The organism is Escherichia sp. KTE114, from assembly GCF_000407765.1.
Lineage (GTDB): Bacteria > Pseudomonadota > Gammaproteobacteria > Enterobacterales > Enterobacteriaceae > Escherichia > Escherichia ruysiae.
This window is the reverse complement of sequence record NZ_KE136622.1, coordinates 1-21,277: the sequence shown is the minus strand read 5'-3', so window position 1 is coordinate 21,277 and position 21,277 is coordinate 1. Positions and strand designations below refer to the sequence as shown.

Below are 21,277 nucleotides of genomic sequence, written 5' to 3'. Positions count from 1 at the left end.
TGTGTCACGTTTACATCATGGAACGGAGGTGCTCCTGTGACCTTTGAGCAGAAAAAAGCCCGGGCCATTGCCCTGATGGACAGCAAAAAGATGTGGCGGAGCAATTATGCCCCTCCTCTTCTGCGTATTCTCTGGCGGCTGGGTATCCGGCTTCCGCCATTACCCTTTATGCCGTTCTGGCAGGTCACGCTGTTGATGGGGAGCTTATGGGGCATTTCCTGGGGATGTGCAATGTGGTTTATCTACTGGGGGCCGTCAGGAATGGTGGCAGGTGAGGCCATTATTATAAGTATCACGGGTGGTTTTTTGTTCGGACTGCTCATGGCCTCTTTCCACTGGTGGCGCAGGAAAGTTAACCGGCTGCCACCATGGGATGATGTGTAAACCGTGCACAGGCGTGTTCTTACGGAGCGGCACTTTCATTTATCTGTACGCGAACCTCTATTCCTGCGTCATGACAGGCCTGCAGCCACTGCGCCACTTCCAGCGGATCGCCCTCCCGGCGTACCACCCTGCCTTCTTTATTCCATAACTGCAGACAGGTGCTGCCGTCGAGACGCACCACAAAATCCCCACGGCAGGCCTGATACGTCATGCCGTTCAGCTCTACCGCCAGATCAGTGGCAGAAGTGCCGTCTGCGGGCAGACCTGCTGCCGGGACCAGCGGCAGTACGACGACTTCTGCCGCACGCTGTTCTGCCCGGAGGCGCTTCTGTTCTGCCAGCAGCAGAGGCTGTGCCACGGCCCGGCCGGCGTCCGTCAGCTCCACTGCCAGCTGCAGATTCGGGGCTCGCAGGGTGCGCAGCCAGCCGGCATCCTCCAGGCGACGGCAGGAGGCGCGCAGGTTTGGCCCGTAGACCGGGGCTTCCCCGCTTCGCTCCAGCACCCGTTCTATGTCCCGCGTCAGCACGGGGCCTGGTCGTTTTTCATCAAGGGCAGCCAGCACAATCAGCACTCTCCGCTGCAGTGGCGACGGTCGGCGGCTCTGGGTCATTACCTGTCATCCTCCGGCCAGATGAGGTTTCTGAGGCGCTGAAAGTCGGCGTCAATGAGCTCCTGTCTCTTTATGGCATTCATTGAGGCATAGCCATTTATGGCCAGTTCATGCCAGAAGATCAGCACGGCTCCGGCTTTGGCTGACTCGCAGAGATAAATCGCGCCCTGGCTGTCCAGATTGCATTCCCGGATGCGTTTTTCCGCAAACCGGGTCAGTTGTTCATAGCTGAGTGAAAACGTCATTTCCTGATCCATCCTGCACGCTCCATCTGATAATGTTCTGACAGGTAAAAATCATATCCTGCATGATTTGTGTGCTCCTGATTTCTGATAATATCAGATATTGTTTAATTTTTAATGATGAAAATCATATCTGATATGATTTTATGTGAACTGCTTAATTATCATATCATTTGCCCGTTTCCCGCCGTGCAGATCCGGTTTCCGGCGGTTACGGATCTTCTTCTCCCCCCACACAACGCCACCTCCCGTCAGCACAACATGTGGTGCCGGATTCAGCTGCTGATGACACTATATGTTGTGTCATCTCCCTGACCTGTGATGCGCCGCGCAGGGGCGGAAAACAGCGATATGATTATTTCCTCAGCGTGGTACACTTCCGGAAAGTTGTGATATTCCGAAAAGTCGGATCTGACGGAAACGGCTCTCCGGTAATTTAACGGCGTGGTTATATGGATGCTTGTTATCATGGTGATGATGATAACGGCATGATGTTATCAGACGGAGTGACGGTAAGGGCAGTGATGATGGATGACGTTATCGCATGACCGTCCCTGCCCGGAAAAGAAAAAAGGAGTCACCCATGTTTTTTATTGAGAATGAAGGTCAGGCTGTCGCCGGAACGGATTACTGGCAGTCTGTACAGGCGCAGGCCGGATATGTCTACCTCAGCTGGAATGCCGGCGAAGCCAGGCTGCTTGTCCCGGATGCGGCAAAACATTTACTCAGGGAGATGCGGGGGGCTGAGTACGTCATCATCAGTAAGGGAACGCTGGATGGCCGCGATGCGCTGGAACTGATATTTGAAGACGGCAGCGATGCGCCGTTTGTGATCCACATGCTGAGTGAGCAGTGCGATCGCCTGCTCCCCGAAAACAACCAGGGCGGGGGTTTTGTTGTCACCGTCCGGACGCGTGGCGGTAACCAGCTCCGTTATCCGGGAAAATACAGGGTTGTGGAAAACCTGCCCGACGTTTCCCCGTGGAGTGAACACTGATATGCAGCACCTGCCGGCACCGATCCACCATGCCCGGGATGCCGCTCAGCTTCCTGTTGCCATCGATTATCCGGCAGCGCTGGCACTCCGCCAGATGTCGATGGTTCATGATGAACTGCCCAAATACCTGCTGGCCCCTGAAGTGAGCGCCCTGCTCCATTACGTCCCGGATCTGCGCCGCAAGATGCTGCTGGCCACACTGTGGAACACCGGTGCGCGCATTAATGAAGCACTGGCGCTGACGCGGGGGGATTTTTCGCTCACGCCTCCGTATCCGTTTGTGCAGCTTGCGACCCTGAAACAACGGACGGAAAAAGCCGCCAGGACGGCAGGAAGAATGCCCGCCGGTCAGCAGACTCACCGGCTGGTTCCGCTCTCCGACGCCTGGTACGTCAGCCAGCTGCAGACGATGGTGGCCACACTGAAAATCCCCATGGAACGGCGTAATAAACGAACAGGCAGGACAGAGAAAGCGCGGATCTGGGAAGTGACGGACAGAACGGTCAGGACCTGGATTGGGGAGGCGGTTGCCGCCGCTGCCGCTGATGGTGTGACGTTCTCTGTCCCGGTCACGCCACATACGTTCCGCCATTCCTATGCGATGCACATGCTGTATGCCGGTATACCGCTGAAGGTCCTGCAGAGTCTGATGGGGCATAAGTCCATCAGCTCAACGGAGGTCTACACGAAGGTGTTTGCACTGGATGTGGCTGCACGGCACCGGGTGCAGTTTTCGATGCCTGAGTCCGATGCGGTGTCTATGCTCAAAAGAATTCCATAAGCTCTGACTTTTTTAAATCCCTTTCGGATATCTCATGGATATATTATCGGTATTTCATATTCTGTTGACATGCAGGACCGGTATAGAGTAAAAAAACATCTATTGAGTACCTCTTGGATATCCGAAAGGTGTCTTATGGGGTCTTTATGGGTATTACATGTGGATTCTGGAGATACACTATGCCTGTTATTGCTAATACGCATCCCAAAGGTGGTGTGGGTAAGACAACTTCATCCGTAAACATTGTTGGTGAAATGAAGTCTGATACAGTTGATCTGGATACTCATACCGGGCTTTCTATCATTCTGGGGCTGAGACCTGAAGGAAAAGAAATTTCCGTGAAAGTACCCAAAACAGTGGATGAGTTAATCGAAATTATGACTCCCTACAAGAACAGCGATAAGACGTTACTTATTGACTGTGGGGGATTTGACTCAGATCTTACCCGTACTGCGATTGCCTTTGCAGACTGCGTTATTGTCCCTTCAAAAGACTCCCTGACTGAACGTATTGGTTTGATGCATTTTGATGGAGTACTGGACGAAATCAGCTCTATCATGGGGACCGATATAACTGCTCACCTGTATCTCTGTAAAGTTAATCCTAACAAGAAGAAATTCCCTAAGCTTGATGCAATCCTGCCATCGTTCAAACATCTGAAGCTGATGAAGAGCCGCATTTCTGCTCGTGCAGAATTTGAGGATGTCATTGAGACTGGGATGGGAATCACTGAGTCTGTTCATGGGCGCTATTCGGCAGGAGGTAAGGAAGTTATTGCCCTGATCGAAGAAATCAATCATTTGATTGAAAATAACAAACAGTAAGGTGTGTCTATTGGGTATCCATATAGTATCCTTTGGGCTTTTAATGGATATCTTTTAAGTATCTAACAAACATCCTGGGTTATCTCATGAGCAAAGCGAAATTTAGTGCACAGGCTGAAAAACTGAAAAACCTGGTGGATTCTGCCAGATTACAAACTTCTTCTTCTGCCGTAACAGCAACAGCCCCGTCTCAGCCAAATGAAGGTGCAGAGGAGGTTTCAGGTCGTCCCGTGGCTGCCAGGACGAAGGCTAAGAATCTTAAGGCCATACCGCTGTCGTATTTTGAAGCTCATGCGGAACTTAAAGCGACCAGTAAAACATCTCTGGATTTTAGCTCATATATTATTGAGGCTATAAGAGAGAAGCTTGAACGTGATGGTGCAATAGGTCAATAAACTATCGGATACCTTAAGGGTATCTGATGTGTGTCTTTTAAATGCGTTATGGGGATTCTTCACGTACCTAAAGAGTCCCCATTAGACATCTTTCTGTTTATGGTGACATGATTCGTCACTGCTTTCCTTTCCTCTCAGTTTCACCATTTCATTCCTTTTCCCTTAACCTGAACCATGATGTCCACGATGTTTTTATATTGCATTTATGTATCACATATAACCTTCATAATGTTTTTGTATCTATGATTTCCTCTGGTCTTAAAGTTGTGTGTACAATGTACATGCAATTTATCGTGTTTTTATGTTGCATTTGTCCTTTCAGAAAGACCGTTTTTTCATTATAATTGAATATACATTGCATGTATGAAGCATGTTTGTTTTTTCTATTTGTTTATGAGCAACGGAGACTGGTTATGAAAATCTTTATTGATGATGGTTCTACCAACATTAAACTTGCCTGGTTGGAGGATGGTGACGTGAAAACGTTAATCAGCCCTAACAGCTTTAAACCGGAATGGTCTTTTAGTTTACTGGATGATGCTGCTCCGGCTAATTACGAGATCGACGGCGAGAAGTTTTCATTTGATCCATTAAGTGCTGATGCTGTCGTAACGACTGAAACACGCTATCAGTACAGTGATGTGAATGTTGTGGCCATTCAGCATGCGCTACAGCAGACCGGCCTGAAAGCGCAGCCTGTTGATGTCATCGTCACATTGCCGATCTCTGAATACCTTGACGCCAACAATCAGAAAAATAAGCAAAACATTGAAAGAAAGAAAAAAAATGTGATGCGTGAAGTACGGGTGCAGGGGAGTGATGCATTTGTTATTCGCAGTGTTTCCGTTCTTCCTGAAAGTATTCCCGCTGGTTTCAGTGTTCTTGCGGGGCTTGAGGATGATGAATCCCTTTTGATCGTAGATCTCGGTGGTACAACTCTTGATGTGTCGCATGTTCGTAGCAAAATGACAGGGATTACAAAAACCTGGTGTGATCCGAATATCGGCGTGTCCCTGATTACATCCGGGGTTAAGGAACAGATGGCTGTACATGCTAATACAAGAGTGAGCTCATTCCAGGCTGACAATATCATTGTGCACCGTAATGAACCTGACTACCTTTCCCGTCGCATTTATAATGCTGAACAGCGTGAATCTATCATTAATGTTATCAATGAACGGCAGAAGTTGCTTATTAAACGAGTTAATGATGTCATCAGCCGTTTCACCGACTATACACATGTAATGTGTGTTGGTGGTGGGGCTGAAATTGTGGCCGAGGCTGTGAAGAACCTGACTAAGGTTCCTGATGAGCGCTTTTATCTGAGCTCATCCCCGCAGTTTGATTTAGTCATGGGAATGATAAAAATGAAAGGTGGTGTGACTAATGAGTGATGAAAATAAATCCAGACGCTGCTCATTTGAACTTTTCCCGGATGAACGGACAGGAGATAAGATAGCAGATGAGCTCATTGCAAATGAAAAACTGAAGGAGCGGGGACGTTTCATGCGCGCGATGTTAGTTACTGGTGCGGCGTTTGCAGCTATAGATAAACGTCTTCCTTTGCTGATATCGGAGTTACTGACAGAAAATACGACTCTGGATGATATTAATAAGGTGATTTCCAGCGTGATACCAGGTGCTTTTTCGGTTGAAAAGAAATTGCTTGAATTACTGGAAAAACAATCTGGTCTCCATACGTCTGTGGATTGCAGTACTCCTCTTACAGAGCAGAGTCTGTCGAGAAATGACGGTGAAGACCAGACCAGAAGAAACGCTGAAAATATGTTCGGAGATGACTGAACTAACCCAGCCTGGCCAGGGGAATATCTCGCCATTTAGTTGTATAACACTGACTCAACATTTCCCGTTTCATTTGCCATTCAGGGGCGGTTCCTCGCCCCGCAAACCACACTTTCCCTTTTCCCGACTGGTTCAGTTCATCGAGTGTTTTCATTAACTTTTCACTGTTTTTACGGGGCTGGATTTCATCAAATAATCCCGGCTGCGCTATACCCGATGGTGTGAAATCAGCCAGCATGACTCCTGCCTTCATATAGCGGTACCCTTCACGCCAGACATGGTTTAAGGCTCTGCATGCGGCGGCAATAATGTCCCGGCTGTCCTGTGTGGGCAATGGAAGCTTTTCCACAGCGGCATTGCTGTAACAGGGTTCTTTTACTGCAAAGGGGGATGTCCGTACAAATGTCGTCACCTGCCGGCAATACTGACGCTCCCCACGTAGTTTCTCTGCGGCCCGCTCTGCATACTGAACAACAGCCTGGTGCATGGCATCTTTGTCTGTGATTCGTTCACCAAAACTGCGACTACAGACAATCTGCTGTTTTGCCGGTGGTGCTTCTTCCAGGGATATGCAGGACTCGCCGTTGAGTTCGCGTACCGTACGCTCAAGAATGACGCTGAAGTTTTTCCGGATGAATGCCGTGTTAGCCTGCGCCAGCTGCAGTGCTGTGTTAATACCCAGCGCATTCAGCTTTTCCGTCAGTCTGCGTCCTACTCCCCAGACCTCACCAACTGGCTGCAGCCCCAGTAGCTTCAAGGTCCGATTACGGTTTTCTGCCGTCAGCGCGACCACACCGGAAAACTGTGGCCATTGCTTTGTTGCCCACTGTGCACTTTTAGCCAGCGTTTTTGTAGGCGCAATGCCCACCCCCATGGTGAGTCCTGTCCAGCTCTTTACCTGTTCCCTGAGCTGATGACCAAAAACCTCCGGAGAGATGCAATGATTTATCCCCCGCAAATCAATGAACATTTCATCAATTGAGTAGGGCTCAACTGCGGGAGAAAGCGACTCCAGAACAGCCATAACCCGTTGGCTCATGCTGTGGTACAGCGCATAATTGCTGGAAAATACATGTATTTTCTTCTCCAGGCGCATCTGTCTCACCTGAAACCAGGGCTGCCCCATTCTGATGCCAAGGGCTTTTGCCTCCGGGCTGCGCGCGATCACACAGCCATCGTTATTGCTGAGTACGATGACCGGTTCGTTGCGAAGGTCCGGGCGGAAAACTTTTTCACATGAGGCGTAGAAACTGTTGATATCAGCCAGTGCAAACATCAGCGTAACTCCCGCGTCCTGTGTATCACGTGAGTGACAACACCAAAAATACAGATGTTTTCCGGATACAGTGTGCGGAACTCCGGGCTGTCTGAAACCGGCTCCAGTGCCGGGCGTGGGCGCAACAGCAGTCGTTTGACGGTGAACTCACCGTCGATCTCAGCGATAACGATGTCCCCGTGTTGTGGTTTTTCGGCCCTGTCCACTACCAGCAGATCACCATTCTGCACGCCAGCCTGGTTCATCGATTCACCGCTGGCGCGCAGAAAGAAGGTGGCTGCAGGTCTGCTGATGCAATAGCTGTTCAGATCCAGTTCCTGCTCAGCATAATCAGTGGCAGGCGAAGGAAAACCGGCCTGGCAACGATCGGCAAACAACGGTCGCACGTAACTGTCATCGCCTGAAGGGTCAGCCGGACGGTGATAAACGGTACTCATGCTGCAGGCAGCCAGCTGTCGTCCTGCCAGATTTCTTCCAGCAGAGACAGGATACGTTCTTTATCCTTGTCGTTGCGGGCTCCTGTGACAGATACAGACGGGGCGCTGCCCTGGTCTATACGCAGCCAGATTTCCGGGTAGTGTGGTTTCAGACGTTGTTCGATTTCATTCTGTAGCGCCTGAAGTGTGCCTGATTTGAGGTTTTTTGTGCTCTGGCGGTCGAAAAGAATTTCAATGCGGATCATGTTCTCATCTCCCTTTTCTTTTGCTGTACGTATATACAGTATTCTAATGACTGAATCCACACACAGTCAAATGTCATTATTGTGACTAAAAAACGCTCAATTCTCTGAGAGTGTGGCTGTATGCCTGCTGTGGACTGCTGTGTCCAGCTTATCCACAGCATTTTGCGCACGGTTCTGTGAATAAAATACCTGGTTACCCAGGCCGTGCCGGCACGTTAACCGGGCTGCATCCGATGCAAGTGTGTCGCTGTCGCCGGCCTCCTCACCCGGTCACGTTTCGTCGTTCCTCCTCCACGCGCTGCGGCTTCGGGGCCGCACCTGCATTCGTATGCGGTCGCCCGGTTACAGGTGCGGCACGGCCTGATGGAGGCCGCATGTGAGAGGAGAATTCCCATGCCAAACTGGTGCTCGAATCGTATGTATTTTTCTGGTGAACCGGCACAGATTGCTGAGATTAAACGACTGGCCAGCGGTGCAGTCACACCGTTTTATCGCCGCGCCACAAATGAAGGTATTCAGCTGTTTCTGGCCGGAAGTGCCGGACTTCTGCAGATCACTGAAAATATCCGCTCTGAGCAGTGCCCCGGAGTGACGGCTGCCGGACGTGGTGCTGTATCGCCGGAAAATATCGCGTTCACCTGCTGGCTGACACACCTGCAGAACGGTGTACTGCTGGATGAGCAAAACTGCCTGATGCTGCATGAACTCTGGCTGCAGAGCGGTACTGGACAGCGTCGCTGGGAAGGGTTACCGGATGATGTCAGGGAAACTATCACTGTGCATTTCACCGCAAAAAGAGGTGACTGGTGTGACATCTGGGGTAACGAGGATGTATCGGTGTGGTGGAATCGTCTGTGTGACAACGTACTGCCGGAAAAAACCATGCCGTTTGACCTGCTGACGGTTTTGCCGACCCGCCTGGATATTGAAGTGAATGGCTTTAACGGCGGTGTTCTGAACGGTGTTCCTTCTGCATATCACTGGTATACAGAACGGTATGGCGTGAAGTGGCCTTGTGGGTATGACCTGAATATCAGCAGTCAGGGGGAAAACTTCATTCAGGTGGATTTCGACACGCCGTGGTGTCAGCCGGAAAGCGACGTTGTTGCAGAATTAAGCCGCCGTTTCGGCTGCACGCTGGAGCACTGGTACGCCGAACAGGGCTGCAATTTCTGTGGCTGGCAGTTGTATGAGCGCGGAGAGCTCGTTGATGTGCTGTGGGGGGAACTGGAATGGTCTTCCCCGACAGATGACGATGAGCTGCCGGAAGTCACCGGACCTGCGTGGATAGTCGACAATGTGGCGCATTATGGCGGATGAAGTATGACGGAGACGGGCGGGCAACCGCCCGTTTCTTTTCCGACAAAGGATGTCGCCGTGCTCCTCTTTTTACTGCGCCGGCTGACGCGGCGCGGCATAAACGCTGCCTGTGGTCAGTGTCCCGCGTCCGGCGGGCACGGGACGGGCGCTTTTACCGCTCCCGGCTGGCGTCGGTGACAGTGTACGCCAGCCCGTCGCCCTTTTCTGATGAACGCCCTTCAAGCCGCTTTCGCGGCATAGCCTTGCCGTCAAAAAGACGACGGCTGCGGTATTCCACGGTCGGCCTGACCCGTTACCGGACGCGGTGAACAGCCCACAGGCAGCGGGGAACGGGCACCACAGGGGTGCCCTCCCGGTGCCCTCTGTAAGAGAAGGAGTTTGGTATGTCCCGTTTTGTCCTCGGTAACTGCATCGATGTTATGGCCCGTATCCCTGATAACGCCATTGATTTCATCCTCACCGACCCGCCGTACCTCGTCGGTTTTCGTGACCGTCAGGGGCGTACCATTGCCGGCGATAAAACCGATGAATGGCTGCAACCGGCCTGTAATGAGATGTACCGCGTACTCAAAAAAGACGCGCTGATGGTGAGCTTCTATGGCTGGAATCGCGTCGATCGTTTTATGTCTGCCTGGAAAAATGCGGGATTCAGCGTTGTTGGTCACCTGGTCTTCACCAAAAACTACACATCGAAGGCCGCATATGTGGGCTATCGCCACGAATGTGCCTACATCCTGGCAAAAGGCCGTCCACGTCTGCCACAAAACCCGCTGCCGGACGTGCTGGGCTGGAAATATTCAGGCAACCGCCATCACCCGACGGAAAAGCCTGTTACCAGCCTGCAACCACTGATTGAGAGCTTCACACATCCGAACGCGATTGTGCTGGACCCGTTTGCAGGCAGCGGCTCAACCTGCGTCGCCGCCCTTCAGTCCGGACGCCGGTATATCGGTATCGAGCTGCTTGAGCAGTATCACCGTGCCGGGCAGCAACGCCTTGCCGCCGTGCAACGGGCCATGCAGCAGGGGGCCGCGAATGATGACTGGTTTATGCCGGAGGCTGCGTAAATGAACTATGCCGGACACGAAAAACTGCGCGCCGAAGTGGCGGAGGTGGCCAATGCCATGTGCGACCTGCGTACAACCATGAATGAGATGGAGCAGCGGTACAGCTTTAATGCCGACACCCTGCCGGAACGTCTGGTGCGTCAGACGCTGTTTCGCGCAAACCGCCTCCTGATGGAGGCATATACCGAAATTCTGGAACTGGATGCGTGCTTTAAAGATTGAGAAGGAGACGAGAATGTACGGAACATGCGAAACGCTATGCCGGGAGCTGGCAGTAAAGTATCCGGGAGACATGCCGCTGATGCTGGTTATCTGGTCCCCGGAAGAGATTCAGGCCCTCGCTGACGGAATGGATATTTCCCTGTCCGATCATGAAATCAGAACCGTCCTGGCGCGCCTGGAGGACATCCCGGAAGACCAGCGGACTGAATCCGGTATTTCTTCCGGCGTGGCGATGGAGATCATCAATAACGTGAGCGAAAACCGCCAGGTGATCGTCCCTGCTGAACTGCTGGCGTCCCTGATTCAGACCGCTGAACAGGCATTGTGGAAACGTGAATGGGCCGCCCGGGATCATGGCCTCGCCGTCCCGGAATGCGTCACCCGCCGTCAGGCGGTGATTAATCAGGCCCGCACCCTGCTGAAAAACAACACACGCGAAAACGACTGATGTTATCGCCGCCTGCGGGCGGCGATTCAGGGAGACCATGAATCATGAACGAAACGCTGAATGCACTGATTTGTCGCCACGCCCGTAACCTGCTGCTGGCGCAGGGCTGGCCGGAAGAGACGGATGTTGACCAGCGAAATCCGAACCATCCGGGCTGGATCAGCATTTACGTGCGGCTGGATGCGCCCCGGCTGGCGACGTTACTTATCAACCGTCACGGCGGCGTACTGCCGCCGCACCTGGCCTCTGCCATTCAGAAACTGACCGGAACCGGGGCGGAACTTGTTCTGTCCGGCAGTCAGTGGCAGTCGCTGCCGGTACTTCCGGCAGACGGAACGCAGGTGTCTTTCCCGTATGCCGGTGAGTGGCTGGCAGAAGACGAAATCAGGGCTGTACTTGCGGTGGTGCGCGATGCAATACGAAGCATCTGTTACCAGGTGGCAGACGATGCGCGGCGTATCCGGGCGGCGCTGACCACCACCGGTCAGACGTTGCTGACCCGCCAGACGCGCCGCTTTCGTCTGGTTGTGAAGGAAAGCGATCACCCCTGCTGGCTCGATGAAGATGACGAAAACCTGCCCGTGGTGCTCGATGCCATCGTGAACCGGGGAGCACGTTTTTCGTCGGTGGAAATGTACCTGGTCAGCGATTGTATTGAGCATATCCTGTCCAGTGGGCTGGCCTGCGATGTGCTGCGTATACCGGATGAACCGCCCCGCCGCTGGTTTGACCGTGGTGTTCTGCGGGAGGTGGTCCGGGAAGCCCGGGCCGAAATCCGCAGCATGGCGGATGCCCTGGCAAAAATCCGGAAATGATGACGCTGGCGGGGAAAAATCTCCGCCTTTTTCCTGCCGGTCCCCGGACAGAGCACAAAGGAAGTCGCCGCCGGCTCCGCTTTACCCGGCCATGCAGGGCATGGCCTTGTGGTTTTTCAGTTATGTGGCCTCAGCGTCGTGTGCGGGCTGTGCCGTGCCTCCATCTTAGCCGGGCTGGCAGGGATGCAAGGGTACGCTTCGCCGCTGCGGTCACCCGGTCCCTCCTTCCCGTCTGCCGTGATTTTCCGGTCGTTCACCCGCTCAGATTTCGCGGTCTCACCCTCCAACTCCCGCCAGCCGTGTGCGTCAGGCTGCGGCTTCCCTTGCGCCCTGTGCATCCCCGCCTTATCGCCCGGCTTTTATGGAGGCACGGCACCGCCCGGTGTCGCGGAATATGTGAACAACGGAGGAAAACATCATGCAATATGCGAAACCTGTCACTCTGAACGTTGAAGAGTGCGACCGTCTCTCCTTTCTACCGTATCTGTTTGGCAACGATTTTCTGTATGCCGAGGCGTATGTGTACGCGCTGGCGCAAAAAATGATGCCGGAATATCAGGGAGGCTTCTGGCACTTCATCCGCCTGCCGGACGGTGGCGGTTACATGATGCCGGATGGCGACCGTTTCCACATGGTGAACGGTGCAAACTGGTTTGACCGTACCGTGAGTGCTGATGCCGCAGGCATCATTCTGACTTCCCTTGTGATTAACCGCCAGTTGTGGCTGTACCACGACAGCGGTGATGCAGGACTGACCCAGCTTTACCGGATGCGCGATGCGCAGTTGTGGCGTCACATCGAATTTCACCCTGAATGCAACGCGATTTACGCGGCTCTGGACTGATTAACGGACGGGGCGGCAATGCCGCCCCTGTAAAGGAGACGAGAAAATGTACTGTACTGTTAAAGAAATTATCCGCGAAGTGCTGGATACAGACGTGCCGGACAGTGAATGCGTTTTTGCCGTGGTGCTGACCCGTGGGGATGTGCGTCACATAGCCCAGGACTGGAACCTGCCAGACGATGAGCTGGAAACCGTCATGCAGCGACTGGACGATGCCTTTGAGCATGGTGCGGATGTCAGCATTGTTCACGACGTTGTTCGTGAGCTGATGGAAGAAAAGCGCGCCAGCCGTCAGGTGACAGTTCCGGCGGTGATGCTGGAAAAAGTGATGGCGCTGGCAGGCAGTGAAATGAAGCGCCTGTATGCCGTCGGGAGCGAGAACGGGGGCGACGGTGACGCATTCGTCAGGGAAGAACGCGAAGCAATGGACGTTGTGTTACAGGCGCTGGACGGGGAGCACATGTCATGAATATCAGCACAGAAACCCGCGAAATTCTGCGTAATTACAAAGCCGTGATTAATGCGCGGCGTCGTGAAATGGGGCAGAAACCGCTCACCACTGCGCAGATTGTTGATGAAATCTGCGATTTTGTGGCGAATCAGCAGGCTGTATTCCTCGGCGGTCACTACATCCTTCAGGGCAGCAGAAACAGGTGATACAGGGGCAGGCGGTGGAGGCCGCCTGTCAGCCCGCGCGAAAACCCCTGGCAGGCTAACGCCTGCCGGAAATGCGGGGTGCAGCGCCTGCGGCGCTGCCGGCCCGGCTTTCCGGTCAGAAGGTAGTGTATGGCTGTATGCAGGGAACAGGTGTGATATTCCGTGACACTGTCACCGTTTCTGGCTGTCTTTTATTGCGCCCACTTCGGCTCCCGGCTGCCTGGCGGCATCCGGTCGTCAGGCCCGACTCCGACAGGCAGCTGCTGGCGCACCCGCCAGTCTCCGCCGAACCCGCTGGCGCGGTTTCGGGCTGTCGCTACGGTCCGATGCGTGAAAACCCGGGCTTGCAGCGACCGTTCCGGTCGCGCCGCCCCTGTCGCGCCGTGACCTGCGCTCCCTGCACACCTGACGGTGTGTGAGGAAACTGCGCCTGATGGCGCAGCAGTCTTCCCTCCTGCCGCCACCTCTGCGGCCTGTTTCCCGCTGTGGACTTTCCGGGGGGCAGACGTAACCCCCTCCCGTTCCATCTGTCCAGGGTGAGATGCACCGGCCACAAAATTTTTAGCCATGAACCCGGCAAAAAATTTTGCGTCCGCCCCCGGACAGCTGTCCCGTGAGGCGGTAAACGGGCCCCCATCGGAAAGGTCCACTGCGGGGAGAAACCCCTGTGAAGTGGACGGCAGGAGGAGCTTTCGCTCCTCTGAAGGGGCACATGAACGTCCCGTCGCCGGTATCCGGTTTATCTCACATCTTTCAGTCAGGAGGTTCTTATGAGTGCACGTGGTATCAACAAGGTCATCCTCGTCGGGCGTCTGGGCAATGATCCGGAAGTCCGTTACATCCCCAACGGGGGCGCAGTGGCAAACCTGCAGGTGGCTACGTCAGAAAGCTGGCGCGACAAACAGACGGGGGAGATGCGGGAGCAGACGGAATGGCACCGCGTGGTGCTGTTCGGCAAGCTCGCGGAAGTGGCTGGTGAATATCTGCGCAAGGGCGCGCAGGTCTACATCGAGGGGCAACTCCGTACCCGTAGCTGGGAAGATAACGGTATCACCCGTTACGTCACTGAAATTCTTGTTAAGACCACGGGCACCATGCAGATGCTGGGGAGTGCACCACAGCAGAACGCTCAGGCGCAACCGAAGCCTCAGCAGAATGGGCAGCCACAGAGTGCTGACGCGACGAAAAAAGGTGGCGTGAAAACGAAAGGCCGTGGACGTAAGGCCGCGCAGCCCGAGCCTCAGCCGCAACCGCCGGAGGGGGAGGATTACGGGTTTTCAGACGATATCCCGTTCTGACTGGCCTGACTGTGATAACCGCCCCGCCCTGCGCGGGGCATCACCGGAGATATGAGGATGAGCGAATATTTCAGAATACTTCAGGGGCTGCCTGACGGCTCCTTTACCCGCGAACAGGCGGAAGCCGTTGCCGCACAGTACCGGAACGTCTTTATCGAGGATGACCACGGGGAACATTTTCGCCTGGTTGTCCGCAATAACGGTGCCCTGGTCTGGCGTACCTGGAATTTTGAGGACGGTGCCGGGTACTGGATGAATCATGCCATCAGGGATTTCGGGATTCTTAAGTAAGAGAGGTGCCGGACGCGCGAACGTCCGGCAGGACATAAGCAATTATAAGGGGATGATTATGCCTGTAACGAAGTGTGAACCAGAAACCACCCGCAAAGCAAGCCGTAAATCTGCAAAAGCGCAGGAAACAGTCCTGTCTGCCCTGCTGGCGCAGACGGAGGAAGTGAGCGTGCCGCTGGCCTCGCTGATTAAGTCACCGCTGAATGTGCGCACGGTGCCGTATTCTGCGGAGTCCGTCAGCGAACTGGCAGAGTCCATTAAGGGCGTCGGCCTGCTGCAGAATCTGGTTGTTCATGCCCTGCCAGGTGACCGTTACGGTGTCGCCGCAGGCGGTCGCCGACTGGCAGCACTCAACATGCTGGCAGAGCGCAACATCCTTCCGGCTGACTGGCCTGTCCGCGTGAAGGTTATTCCGCAGGAACTGGCGACTGCAGCATCAATGACTGAAAACGGTCATCGTCGGGATATGCACCCTGCCGAACAGATTGCCGGATTCCGCGCAATGGCGCAGGAAGGCAAAACACCTGCACAAATCGGTGATTTGCTGGGCTATTCACCCCGCCACGTTCAGCGAATGCTGAAACTGGCTGACCTTGCGCCTGTCATCCTCGATGCGCTGGCAGAAGACCGCATCACCACCGAGCACTGTCAGGCGCTGGCGCTGGAGAACGACACCGCGCGTCAGGTGCAGGTGTTTGAAGCCGCCTGCCAGTCAGGATGGGGTGGAAAACCGGAAGTGCAGACCATTCGTCGTCTGGTGACCGAAAGTGAAGTGGCGGTGGCGGGGAACAGTAAATTCCGCTTCGTGGGGGCTGATGCCTTCTCGCCAGATGAACTGCGCACCGATTTGTTCAGCGACGACGAGGGTGGCTATGTGGACTGCGTGGCGCTCGATGCCGCCCTGCTGGAAAAACTCCAGGCTGTCGCTGAACACCTTCGGGAAGCCGAAGGCTGGGAATGGTGCGCCGGGCGCATGGAGCCTGTCGGTGAGTGCCTTGAGGATGCCGGAACATACCGCAGTCTGCCGGAGCCGGAAGCTGTGCTGACGGAGGCGGAAGAAGAACGCCTGAACGAACTGATGACGCGTTACGACGCGCTGGAAAATCAGTGTGAGGAATCCGACCTGCTGGAAGCAGAAATGAAGCTGATGCGCTGCATGGCGAAGGTCAGGGCGTGGACGCCGGAGATACGTGCCGGAAGCGGTGTGGTGGTGTCCTGGTGTTATGGCAACGTATGTGTCCAGCGTGGTGTGCAGTTGCGCAGTGAGGATGACGTGGCTGACGACGCTGACCGCACGGAACAGGTGCAGGAGAAAGCATCAGTGGAGGAAATCAGTCTGCCACTGCTGACGAAAATGTCTTCCGAACGCACGCTGGCAGTCCAGGCGGCACTCATGCAGCAACCGGACAAATCTCTGGCACTGCTGGCATGGACGCTCTGCCTGAATGTGTTTGGCAGCGGGGCGTACAGTAGTCCCGCCAGAATTTACCTGGAATGTGGGCATTACTCACTGACCAGCGCTGCGCCGTCAGGGAAGGAAGGTACCGCATTCATGGCGCTGATGGCAGAGCACTTTCGCCTTGCTGCCCTGCTGCCGGATGAATGGGAACGGGACATGACGACGTTCCTGTCACTCAGCCAGGAGGTGCTGTTATCCCTGCTCAGTTTCTGCACTGCATGCAGCATCCACGGCGTTCAGACCCGTGAGTGTGGTCACACGTCACGCAGTCCGCTGGACTCGCTGGAAACCGCCATCGGCTTTCACATGCGCGACTGGTGGCAGCCGACAAAAGCAAACTTCTTCGGACACCTGAAAAAGCCGCAGATTATCGCAGCCCTGAATGACGCCGGACTGTCCGGTGCCGCACGGGACGCGGAGAAGATGAAGAAAGGTGATGCGGCTGAACATGCAGAGCACCATATGAAAGACAACCGCTGGGTTCCAGGCTGGATGTGTGCACCACATCCACAGACAGATGCCACTGAACGCACCGATAACCTGGCTGATGCCGCCTGATGAACAACCACACCGCCCCGCCGGAGACGGGGCGGCAGCAAGGGAGATACCGTGATGAAAACTGAACTGACCCTGAATGCCCTGCAGTCCATGAACGCACAGGAATATGAAGATATCCGTGCTGCGGGAAGCGATATGCGCCGTAATCTCACTCACGAGGTGATGCGTGAAGTGGACGCACCGGCTAACTGGATGATGAATGGCGAGTATGGCAGTGAGTTCGGGGGCTTTTTCCCCGTCCAGGTTCGTTTCACGCCAGCCCACGAACGTTTCCACCTGGCATTATGTTCGCCGGGAGACGTCTCTCAGCTCTGGATGCTGGTTCTGGTGAATTGTGGTGGACAGCCTTTTGCCGTCGTTCAGGTGCAACATATCTTCACGCCTGTCGCTATCAGTCACACGCTGGCGCTTGCCGCGACACTTGATGCGCAGGGGTACAGTGTTAACGACATCATCCATATCCTGATGGCAGAAGGAGGTCAGGCATGAGCGCACGTTCACGGGCACTGATCCCCCTCAGCGCAGAGCAACAGGCCGCCATGCAGGCTGTGGCTGTCACCGAACAACGTCGTCGTCAGGGACGCACACTTTCAGCATGGCCTTATGCCAGCGCTTTCTTTCGCTGCCTGAATGGCAGTCGCCGGATTTCGCTGACCGATCTCCGCTTTTTTGCTCCTGCGCTGACGAAGGAGGAATTTCATGGCAACCGTCTCCTGTGGCTGGCTGCCGTGGATAAACTGATTGAAAGTTTTGGTGAAGTCTGTGTTCTTCCCCTGCCATCCGATGCGGGGCATCGTCTGTTCCCGTCCGTTCCTTTTCGTGAAGGTGAGCGGCGTCGTCAGAAAACCACGCTGACAGAGCAGAAATACAGCCGCCAGCGGGAACGTGAGGCAGAACGACGGGAACTGGAATACCAGACATGTTTTGCTCAGGCGCAGATTGACCTTGCGTTTCATACTCCCGCCACGGTCGGAAGCTGGTTGTCCCGCTGGTCTGGTGTTGTTGAGGAGCATGATCTGGAAACGATTTTCTGGGGGTGGTGCGGGCGTTTTCCATCACTGTCATCATTTGACCGGTTTTTCTGGCAGGAGGAACCACTCTGGCGGCTGATTTTTGAAGCCGGTGAGGCCGGTCGTGGTGCACCGGTACAGGTACGTGCACTTGAGCAGTGGATGATCCCGAACAAGCTGGAGAACGCAATATGATGAAATCAGACGAACAATATCAGGTTCCCGTGTGGATGCGACCTCTGTTGCCGTTGCTCTGCAATACCGGTGGTAATGATCCGGAGGAACTGCTGAATGATACAGAAACCACCGCCAGTGCGAATATTGTCCGTTATGTACTGATAGTTGCAGTGCGGTCGCAGATTGATCTGCTGCAGCTACTGTACAGGAAAGGACTGTTGCGCACAGAGATACCAGGTGGCTTTTCACCGGAAGAAGCGCAGGAACTCCTGGATAATCTGGTGCGCAGCCATATCAGCAAGGCGCTGTCGGGTGAGCGAATGGCAGCCCGTGACAGAAATGCCGATCTGACCTGGATTCGCCAGCAACTGGTCGATGCCGCCTGGTTTGTCCGTGCCACACTGGAAGCGCATGGGATGGGCGTCGGAAATGAGAGTCCCTCTGCTCCGCCGGAGACAATGCCGGACATACAGACACGGGAACTGGTTATGTTGATCAAGCGACTGGCATCATCGCTGAAAGCGGTGAAACCCGACAGTAGCGTGGTGCGTGAAGCGCAGGACTGGCTGTGCGACAGAAAACTTGTGGATATCACAGATATTCTCCGGTGAACCAGACATGTATATTTTACGCAGGGACACGCCGATCATGATCGTTTCATATCAGGGGTGGTCTGGAGGTCATGCGGCGTGTCCTCTGCACTCGCCGGAATAAGGAAGTCGCCGGCGGCTCCGCTTTTACCCGGCCATGCGGGGCATGGCCTTGTGGGTTTTCAGCTATGTGGCCTCAGCGTCGTGTGCGGGCTGTGCCGTGCCTCCATCGTAGCCGGGCTGGCGTTGATGCAAGGGTACGCTTCGCCGCTGCGGTCACCCGGTCCCTCCTTCCCGTCTGCCGTGATTTTCCGGTCGTTCGCCCGCTCAGGTTTCGCGGCCTCACCCTGCAACTCCCGCCAGCCGTGTGCGTCAGGCTGCGGCTTCCCTTGCGCCCTGTGCATCCCCGCCTTATCGCCCGGCTTTTATGGAGGCACGGCACCGCCCGGTGCCGCAGAACATGTGACTATGGAGGATTCGGGAATGTCTGTTGTTGCACCTGCTGTATACGTTGGAACCTGGCACAAATACAACTGTGGAAGCATCGCCGGACGCTGGTTTGACCTGACCACGTTTGATGATGAGCGCGACTTTTTCGCCGCCTGCCGTGCTCTTCACCAGGATGAAGCCGATCCTGAACTGATGTTTCAGGATTATGAGGGATTCCCGGGGAATATGGCCTCTGAATGCCATATCAACTGGGCCTGGGTTGAAGGCTTCCGCCGGGCACGGGATGAAGGCTGCGAAGAGGCTTATCGTCTCTGGGTGGATGATACCGGTGAGACGGATTTTGACACCTTCCGCGATGCCTGGTGGGGCGAGGCTGACAGTGAGGAGGCTTTTGCGGTTGAGTTCGCCAGTGATACCGGCCTGCTGGCTGACGTGCCGGAGACGGTGGCGCTCTATTTTGACTATGAGGCGTATGCGCGGGATTTATTCCTGGACTCCTTCACCTTTATTGACGGTCATGTGTTCCGTCGGTGATTTACTCCCCCGCTCCGGCGGGGGTATGGCCTGCCAGGCCGCCGGAAAACCCTGGCAGGCTTACGCCTGCCTGAAATGCAGGAGGGCCGCGCCTGCGGCGCTGCCCTTCCTGCCCGTCATGGTGTGAGGCATTTTTCTGTTATGTCGTTTCTGTTGTTCTGATTTCCGGAGGCGGGGACACCTTCGGCTCCCGGCTGCCTGGCGGCATCCGGTCGTCAGGCCCGACTCCGACAGGCAGCTGCTGGCGCACCCGCCAGTCTCCGCCGAACCCGCTGGCGCGGTTTCGGGCTGCCGCTACGGTCCGATGTCTGAAAAACCAGGCTTACAGCGACCGTTCCGGTCGCGCCGCCCCTGTCGCGCCGGAAACGGCGCTCCCTGCACACCTGACGGTGTGTAAGGCCACTGCGCCTGATGGCGCAGTCAACCCTTCCGCCGCCACCCCTGCGGCCTGTTTCCCGCTGTGGACTTTCCGGGGGCTGGAGTAACCACATCCCGTTTCAGCAGTCCAGGGGAAGATATACCGTCCACAAAATTTTTAGCCATAAACCCGGCAAAAAATTTTGCGTCCGCCCCCGGACAGCTGCCCCGTGACGTGGTGACGGACGCCCCATCGGAAAGGTCCACTGCGGGGAGAAACCCCGAAGAAGTGGACGGCAGAAGGGGCTTTCGCCCCTCCGGGGAGCAACCGGTCGGCCCGGCGACCTGATTCAGCAGAAGGAGACGTTTTCATGACAGTCAGCAGCACGATTTCCGTTTTTTGCCGCGACGGGGTGTTCCGTACCGTTTACTGCCACCTGCACGGGGAGCCGACCTGGAACGGTCGCATCCTGCATACCCACTATGCCACCGGTCAGCAGGCCGAAGCCCTGGTTGAACACGGTGATATCCGTTGCCTCGGTCCCCGTTGCGACAAACCCGCCGGGCATACGCTTCAGAACCCGGTGGACGGTGTGACGGCTTATTACGGACGTGACAGTGGTTTCCGGATGGACAGTGAGGCGCGTGAGTACCGTTCTTTCAGGGAGGCTATTGCCACTGAAAGCACTGAAGAGGTGCGCTTCCATTATGTGTTCATCGACGGCTACTGGAAGGTGATGTACCGCACGCCGGAAGGCTGGAAGATGAAAGCGCTCGCGCTGGCACTGCGTCGCTGTCCGAAATGAAAAAAAGGCAGGGCGATAAACCCTGCCTCTCTCCGCCGGCGCTTCCCCGCCAGGAAGTCCGGCATCTCAATCACTATCTATGGAGATTATGCCATGAGACCATCAATTATCTTCGCAACCGCCGAGTATGTAAAGCGTCTGCGTGAAGAGTGCCTGCGGGAGAATAAACCCCTGCACCGCCATACCCGCTTCAGACGTCAGGAGCTGGCACAGGATGAGATTAACCCGGACGTCCTGGCGATGAGCGGTCATATCGCCAGACGCTGCAGTGAGCAGAAGCGGGTACGTATCCCCGCCATGAAAGTCAGCGAATGGGGCCACCTGCTCCGCGCGCTTGAAATTGAGCGGGTCTGCCACTGATTAACCCTTGCCGTCTGCCT

At 55.1% G+C, this 21,277-nt stretch carries 31 protein-coding genes and 1 pseudogene; 26 read left to right on the top strand and 6 right to left on the bottom strand.

The window, feature by feature from the left end; all coding sequences use genetic code 11:
* Positions 1–36 precede the first annotated feature (36 nt).
* Positions 37–384: a DUF6404 family protein gene (locus WC5_RS21335; protein WP_016231295.1), complete on the top strand. Its 348-nt coding sequence runs from the start codon at positions 37–39 to the stop codon at positions 382–384.
* A gap of 19 nt (positions 385–403) precedes the next feature.
* Here the strand turns inward: WC5_RS21335 and WC5_RS21340 are convergent, their stop codons facing one another.
* The gene (locus WC5_RS21340; RefSeq protein ID WP_000194560.1) at positions 404–994 is read right to left on the bottom strand and encodes a hypothetical protein; all 591 of its coding nucleotides are present in this window, start codon (positions 992–994) and stop codon (positions 404–406) included.
* On the bottom strand, positions 994–1,251 hold the full coding sequence (locus tag WC5_RS21345; protein WP_000371885.1) for a hypothetical protein: 258 nt from the start codon (positions 1,249–1,251) through the stop codon (positions 994–996). The genes WC5_RS21340 and WC5_RS21345 overlap by 1 nt, the downstream gene beginning before the upstream one ends.
* Before the next feature lie 568 nt (positions 1,252–1,819).
* On the opposite strand from WC5_RS21345, the gene WC5_RS21350 reads away from it, so the two are divergent.
* The 6 genes from WC5_RS21350 (at position 1,820) to WC5_RS21375 (ending at position 6,036) form a co-directional block, all read left to right on the top strand.
* Complete coding sequence (locus tag WC5_RS21350; protein ID WP_016231294.1) at positions 1,820–2,233, top strand: hypothetical protein; 414 nt, start codon at positions 1,820–1,822, stop codon at positions 2,231–2,233.
* Position 2,234: 1 nt separating this feature from the next.
* Positions 2,235–3,014, top strand: a complete 780-nt coding sequence (locus WC5_RS21355) for a site-specific integrase (RefSeq protein ID WP_001164198.1) — start codon at positions 2,235–2,237, stop codon at positions 3,012–3,014.
* 179 nt (positions 3,015–3,193) lie between these two features.
* A complete protein-coding gene (locus tag WC5_RS21360) occupies positions 3,194–3,838 on the top strand; it encodes a ParA family protein (RefSeq protein WP_001144036.1) in 645 nt (214 codons plus the stop codon).
* A gap of 86 nt (positions 3,839–3,924) precedes the next feature.
* Positions 3,925–4,233 carry a hypothetical protein gene (locus WC5_RS21365; protein WP_000030199.1) on the top strand — a complete coding sequence of 103 codons (309 nt, stop codon included), beginning with the start codon at positions 3,925–3,927 and terminating at the stop codon, positions 4,231–4,233.
* Between the two features lie 413 nt (positions 4,234–4,646).
* Positions 4,647–5,627: a plasmid segregation protein ParM gene (locus WC5_RS21370; protein ID WP_000688514.1), complete on the top strand. Its 981-nt coding sequence runs from the start codon at positions 4,647–4,649 to the stop codon at positions 5,625–5,627.
* Entirely contained in the window at positions 5,620–6,036 is a 417-nt protein-coding gene (locus WC5_RS21375) for a plasmid partitioning/stability family protein (RefSeq protein ID WP_001278818.1), read from the top strand. The genes WC5_RS21370 and WC5_RS21375 overlap by 8 nt, the downstream gene beginning before the upstream one ends.
* A gap of 1 nt (position 6,037) precedes the next feature.
* Here WC5_RS21375 and WC5_RS21380 read toward each other — a convergent pair whose 3' ends face one another.
* From WC5_RS21380 to WC5_RS21390, 3 genes are read right to left on the bottom strand one after another with little or no spacing between them, the layout of a single operon-like run.
* Positions 6,038–7,312 carry a Y-family DNA polymerase gene (locus WC5_RS21380; RefSeq protein WP_000457524.1) on the bottom strand — a complete coding sequence of 425 codons (1,275 nt, stop codon included), beginning with the start codon at positions 7,310–7,312 and terminating at the stop codon, positions 6,038–6,040.
* Complete coding sequence (umuD, locus tag WC5_RS21385) at positions 7,312–7,749, bottom strand: translesion error-prone DNA polymerase V autoproteolytic subunit (RefSeq protein ID WP_000109071.1); 438 nt, start codon at positions 7,747–7,749, stop codon at positions 7,312–7,314. Before umuD ends, WC5_RS21380 begins: the two co-directional genes overlap by 1 nt.
* A complete protein-coding gene (locus WC5_RS21390) occupies positions 7,746–7,994 on the bottom strand; it encodes a DinI-like family protein (RefSeq protein WP_000618110.1) in 249 nt (82 codons plus the stop codon). The genes umuD and WC5_RS21390 overlap by 4 nt, the downstream gene beginning before the upstream one ends.
* Before the next feature lie 393 nt (positions 7,995–8,387).
* On the opposite strand from WC5_RS21390, the gene WC5_RS21395 reads away from it, so the two are divergent.
* From WC5_RS21395 to WC5_RS25720, 10 genes are all read left to right on the top strand, one after another.
* On the top strand, positions 8,388–9,314 hold the full coding sequence (locus WC5_RS21395) for a DUF1281 domain-containing protein (protein WP_001545746.1): 927 nt from the start codon (positions 8,388–8,390) through the stop codon (positions 9,312–9,314).
* Positions 9,311–9,622, top strand: coding sequence for a hypothetical protein (locus WC5_RS24570; RefSeq protein ID WP_032143956.1), 312 nt, complete (start codon positions 9,311–9,313; stop codon positions 9,620–9,622). The genes WC5_RS21395 and WC5_RS24570 overlap by 4 nt, the downstream gene beginning before the upstream one ends.
* 75 nt (positions 9,623–9,697) lie before the next feature.
* Complete coding sequence (locus tag WC5_RS21400) at positions 9,698–10,381, top strand: DNA methylase (protein ID WP_000086135.1); 684 nt, start codon at positions 9,698–9,700, stop codon at positions 10,379–10,381.
* The gene (locus WC5_RS21405) at positions 10,382–10,603 is read left to right on the top strand and encodes a YubE family protein (RefSeq protein WP_001104879.1); all 222 of its coding nucleotides are present in this window, start codon (positions 10,382–10,384) and stop codon (positions 10,601–10,603) included.
* A 13-nt stretch (positions 10,604–10,616) separates the two neighbouring features.
* The gene (locus WC5_RS21410) at positions 10,617–11,051 is read left to right on the top strand and encodes a DUF1380 family protein (protein ID WP_000274499.1); all 435 of its coding nucleotides are present in this window, start codon (positions 10,617–10,619) and stop codon (positions 11,049–11,051) included.
* Positions 11,052–11,095: 44 nt separating this feature from the next.
* Positions 11,096–11,866, top strand: coding sequence for a YubG family protein (locus tag WC5_RS25095; protein ID WP_016231293.1), 771 nt, complete (start codon positions 11,096–11,098; stop codon positions 11,864–11,866).
* 418 nt (positions 11,867–12,284) lie between these two features.
* Positions 12,285–12,710, top strand: coding sequence for an antirestriction protein (locus WC5_RS21420; protein ID WP_001198928.1), 426 nt, complete (start codon positions 12,285–12,287; stop codon positions 12,708–12,710).
* A gap of 46 nt (positions 12,711–12,756) precedes the next feature.
* Complete coding sequence (locus tag WC5_RS21425) at positions 12,757–13,179, top strand: DUF1380 family protein (RefSeq protein ID WP_016231291.1); 423 nt, start codon at positions 12,757–12,759, stop codon at positions 13,177–13,179.
* Positions 13,176–13,367, top strand: a complete 192-nt coding sequence (locus WC5_RS21430; protein ID WP_001027495.1) for a hypothetical protein — start codon at positions 13,176–13,178, stop codon at positions 13,365–13,367. The genes WC5_RS21425 and WC5_RS21430 overlap by 4 nt, the downstream gene beginning before the upstream one ends.
* A 71-nt stretch (positions 13,368–13,438) precedes the next feature.
* Positions 13,439–13,786, top strand: a complete 348-nt coding sequence (locus tag WC5_RS25720; protein WP_001303314.1) for a hypothetical protein — start codon at positions 13,439–13,441, stop codon at positions 13,784–13,786.
* On the opposite strand, the pseudogene WC5_RS26055 reads toward WC5_RS25720, so the two are convergent.
* Positions 13,701–13,910 (bottom strand): annotated as a pseudogene (locus WC5_RS26055) (hypothetical protein); the annotation flags it as partial. The gene WC5_RS25720 and the pseudogene WC5_RS26055 overlap by 86 nt on opposite strands.
* 227 nt (positions 13,911–14,137) lie before the next feature.
* On the opposite strand from WC5_RS26055, the gene WC5_RS21435 reads away from it, so the two are divergent.
* From WC5_RS21435 to WC5_RS21475, 9 genes are all read left to right on the top strand, one after another.
* A complete protein-coding gene (locus WC5_RS21435; protein ID WP_001276116.1) occupies positions 14,138–14,665 on the top strand; it encodes a single-stranded DNA-binding protein in 528 nt (175 codons plus the stop codon).
* Between the two features lie 57 nt (positions 14,666–14,722).
* The gene (locus WC5_RS21440) at positions 14,723–14,956 is read left to right on the top strand and encodes a DUF905 family protein (RefSeq protein WP_000006012.1); all 234 of its coding nucleotides are present in this window, start codon (positions 14,723–14,725) and stop codon (positions 14,954–14,956) included.
* Positions 14,957–15,014: 58 nt separating this feature from the next.
* On the top strand, positions 15,015–16,973 hold the full coding sequence (locus WC5_RS21445; protein ID WP_024192153.1) for a ParB/RepB/Spo0J family partition protein: 1,959 nt from the start codon (positions 15,015–15,017) through the stop codon (positions 16,971–16,973).
* 54 nt (positions 16,974–17,027) lie between these two features.
* Positions 17,028–17,462, top strand: coding sequence for a conjugation system SOS inhibitor PsiB (gene psiB / locus WC5_RS21450; protein ID WP_000845897.1), 435 nt, complete (start codon positions 17,028–17,030; stop codon positions 17,460–17,462).
* A complete protein-coding gene (locus WC5_RS21455) occupies positions 17,459–18,178 on the top strand; it encodes a plasmid SOS inhibition protein A (protein WP_001276261.1) in 720 nt (239 codons plus the stop codon). Before psiB ends, WC5_RS21455 begins: the two co-directional genes overlap by 4 nt.
* Positions 18,175–18,771, top strand: coding sequence for a hypothetical protein (locus tag WC5_RS21460; protein WP_000978012.1), 597 nt, complete (start codon positions 18,175–18,177; stop codon positions 18,769–18,771). Before WC5_RS21455 ends, WC5_RS21460 begins: the two co-directional genes overlap by 4 nt.
* Positions 18,772–19,233: 462 nt before the next feature.
* Entirely contained in the window at positions 19,234–19,734 is a 501-nt protein-coding gene (locus WC5_RS21465) for an antirestriction protein ArdA (RefSeq protein ID WP_000117626.1), read from the top strand.
* A gap of 728 nt (positions 19,735–20,462) precedes the next feature.
* Positions 20,463–20,897 (top strand): hypothetical protein, encoded by a 435-nt coding sequence (locus WC5_RS21470; RefSeq protein WP_000218863.1) that lies wholly within the window; start codon positions 20,463–20,465, stop codon positions 20,895–20,897.
* Between the two features lie 93 nt (positions 20,898–20,990).
* Entirely contained in the window at positions 20,991–21,257 is a 267-nt protein-coding gene (locus WC5_RS21475; RefSeq protein WP_001247862.1) for a hypothetical protein, read from the top strand.
* Positions 21,258–21,277 lie beyond the last annotated feature (20 nt).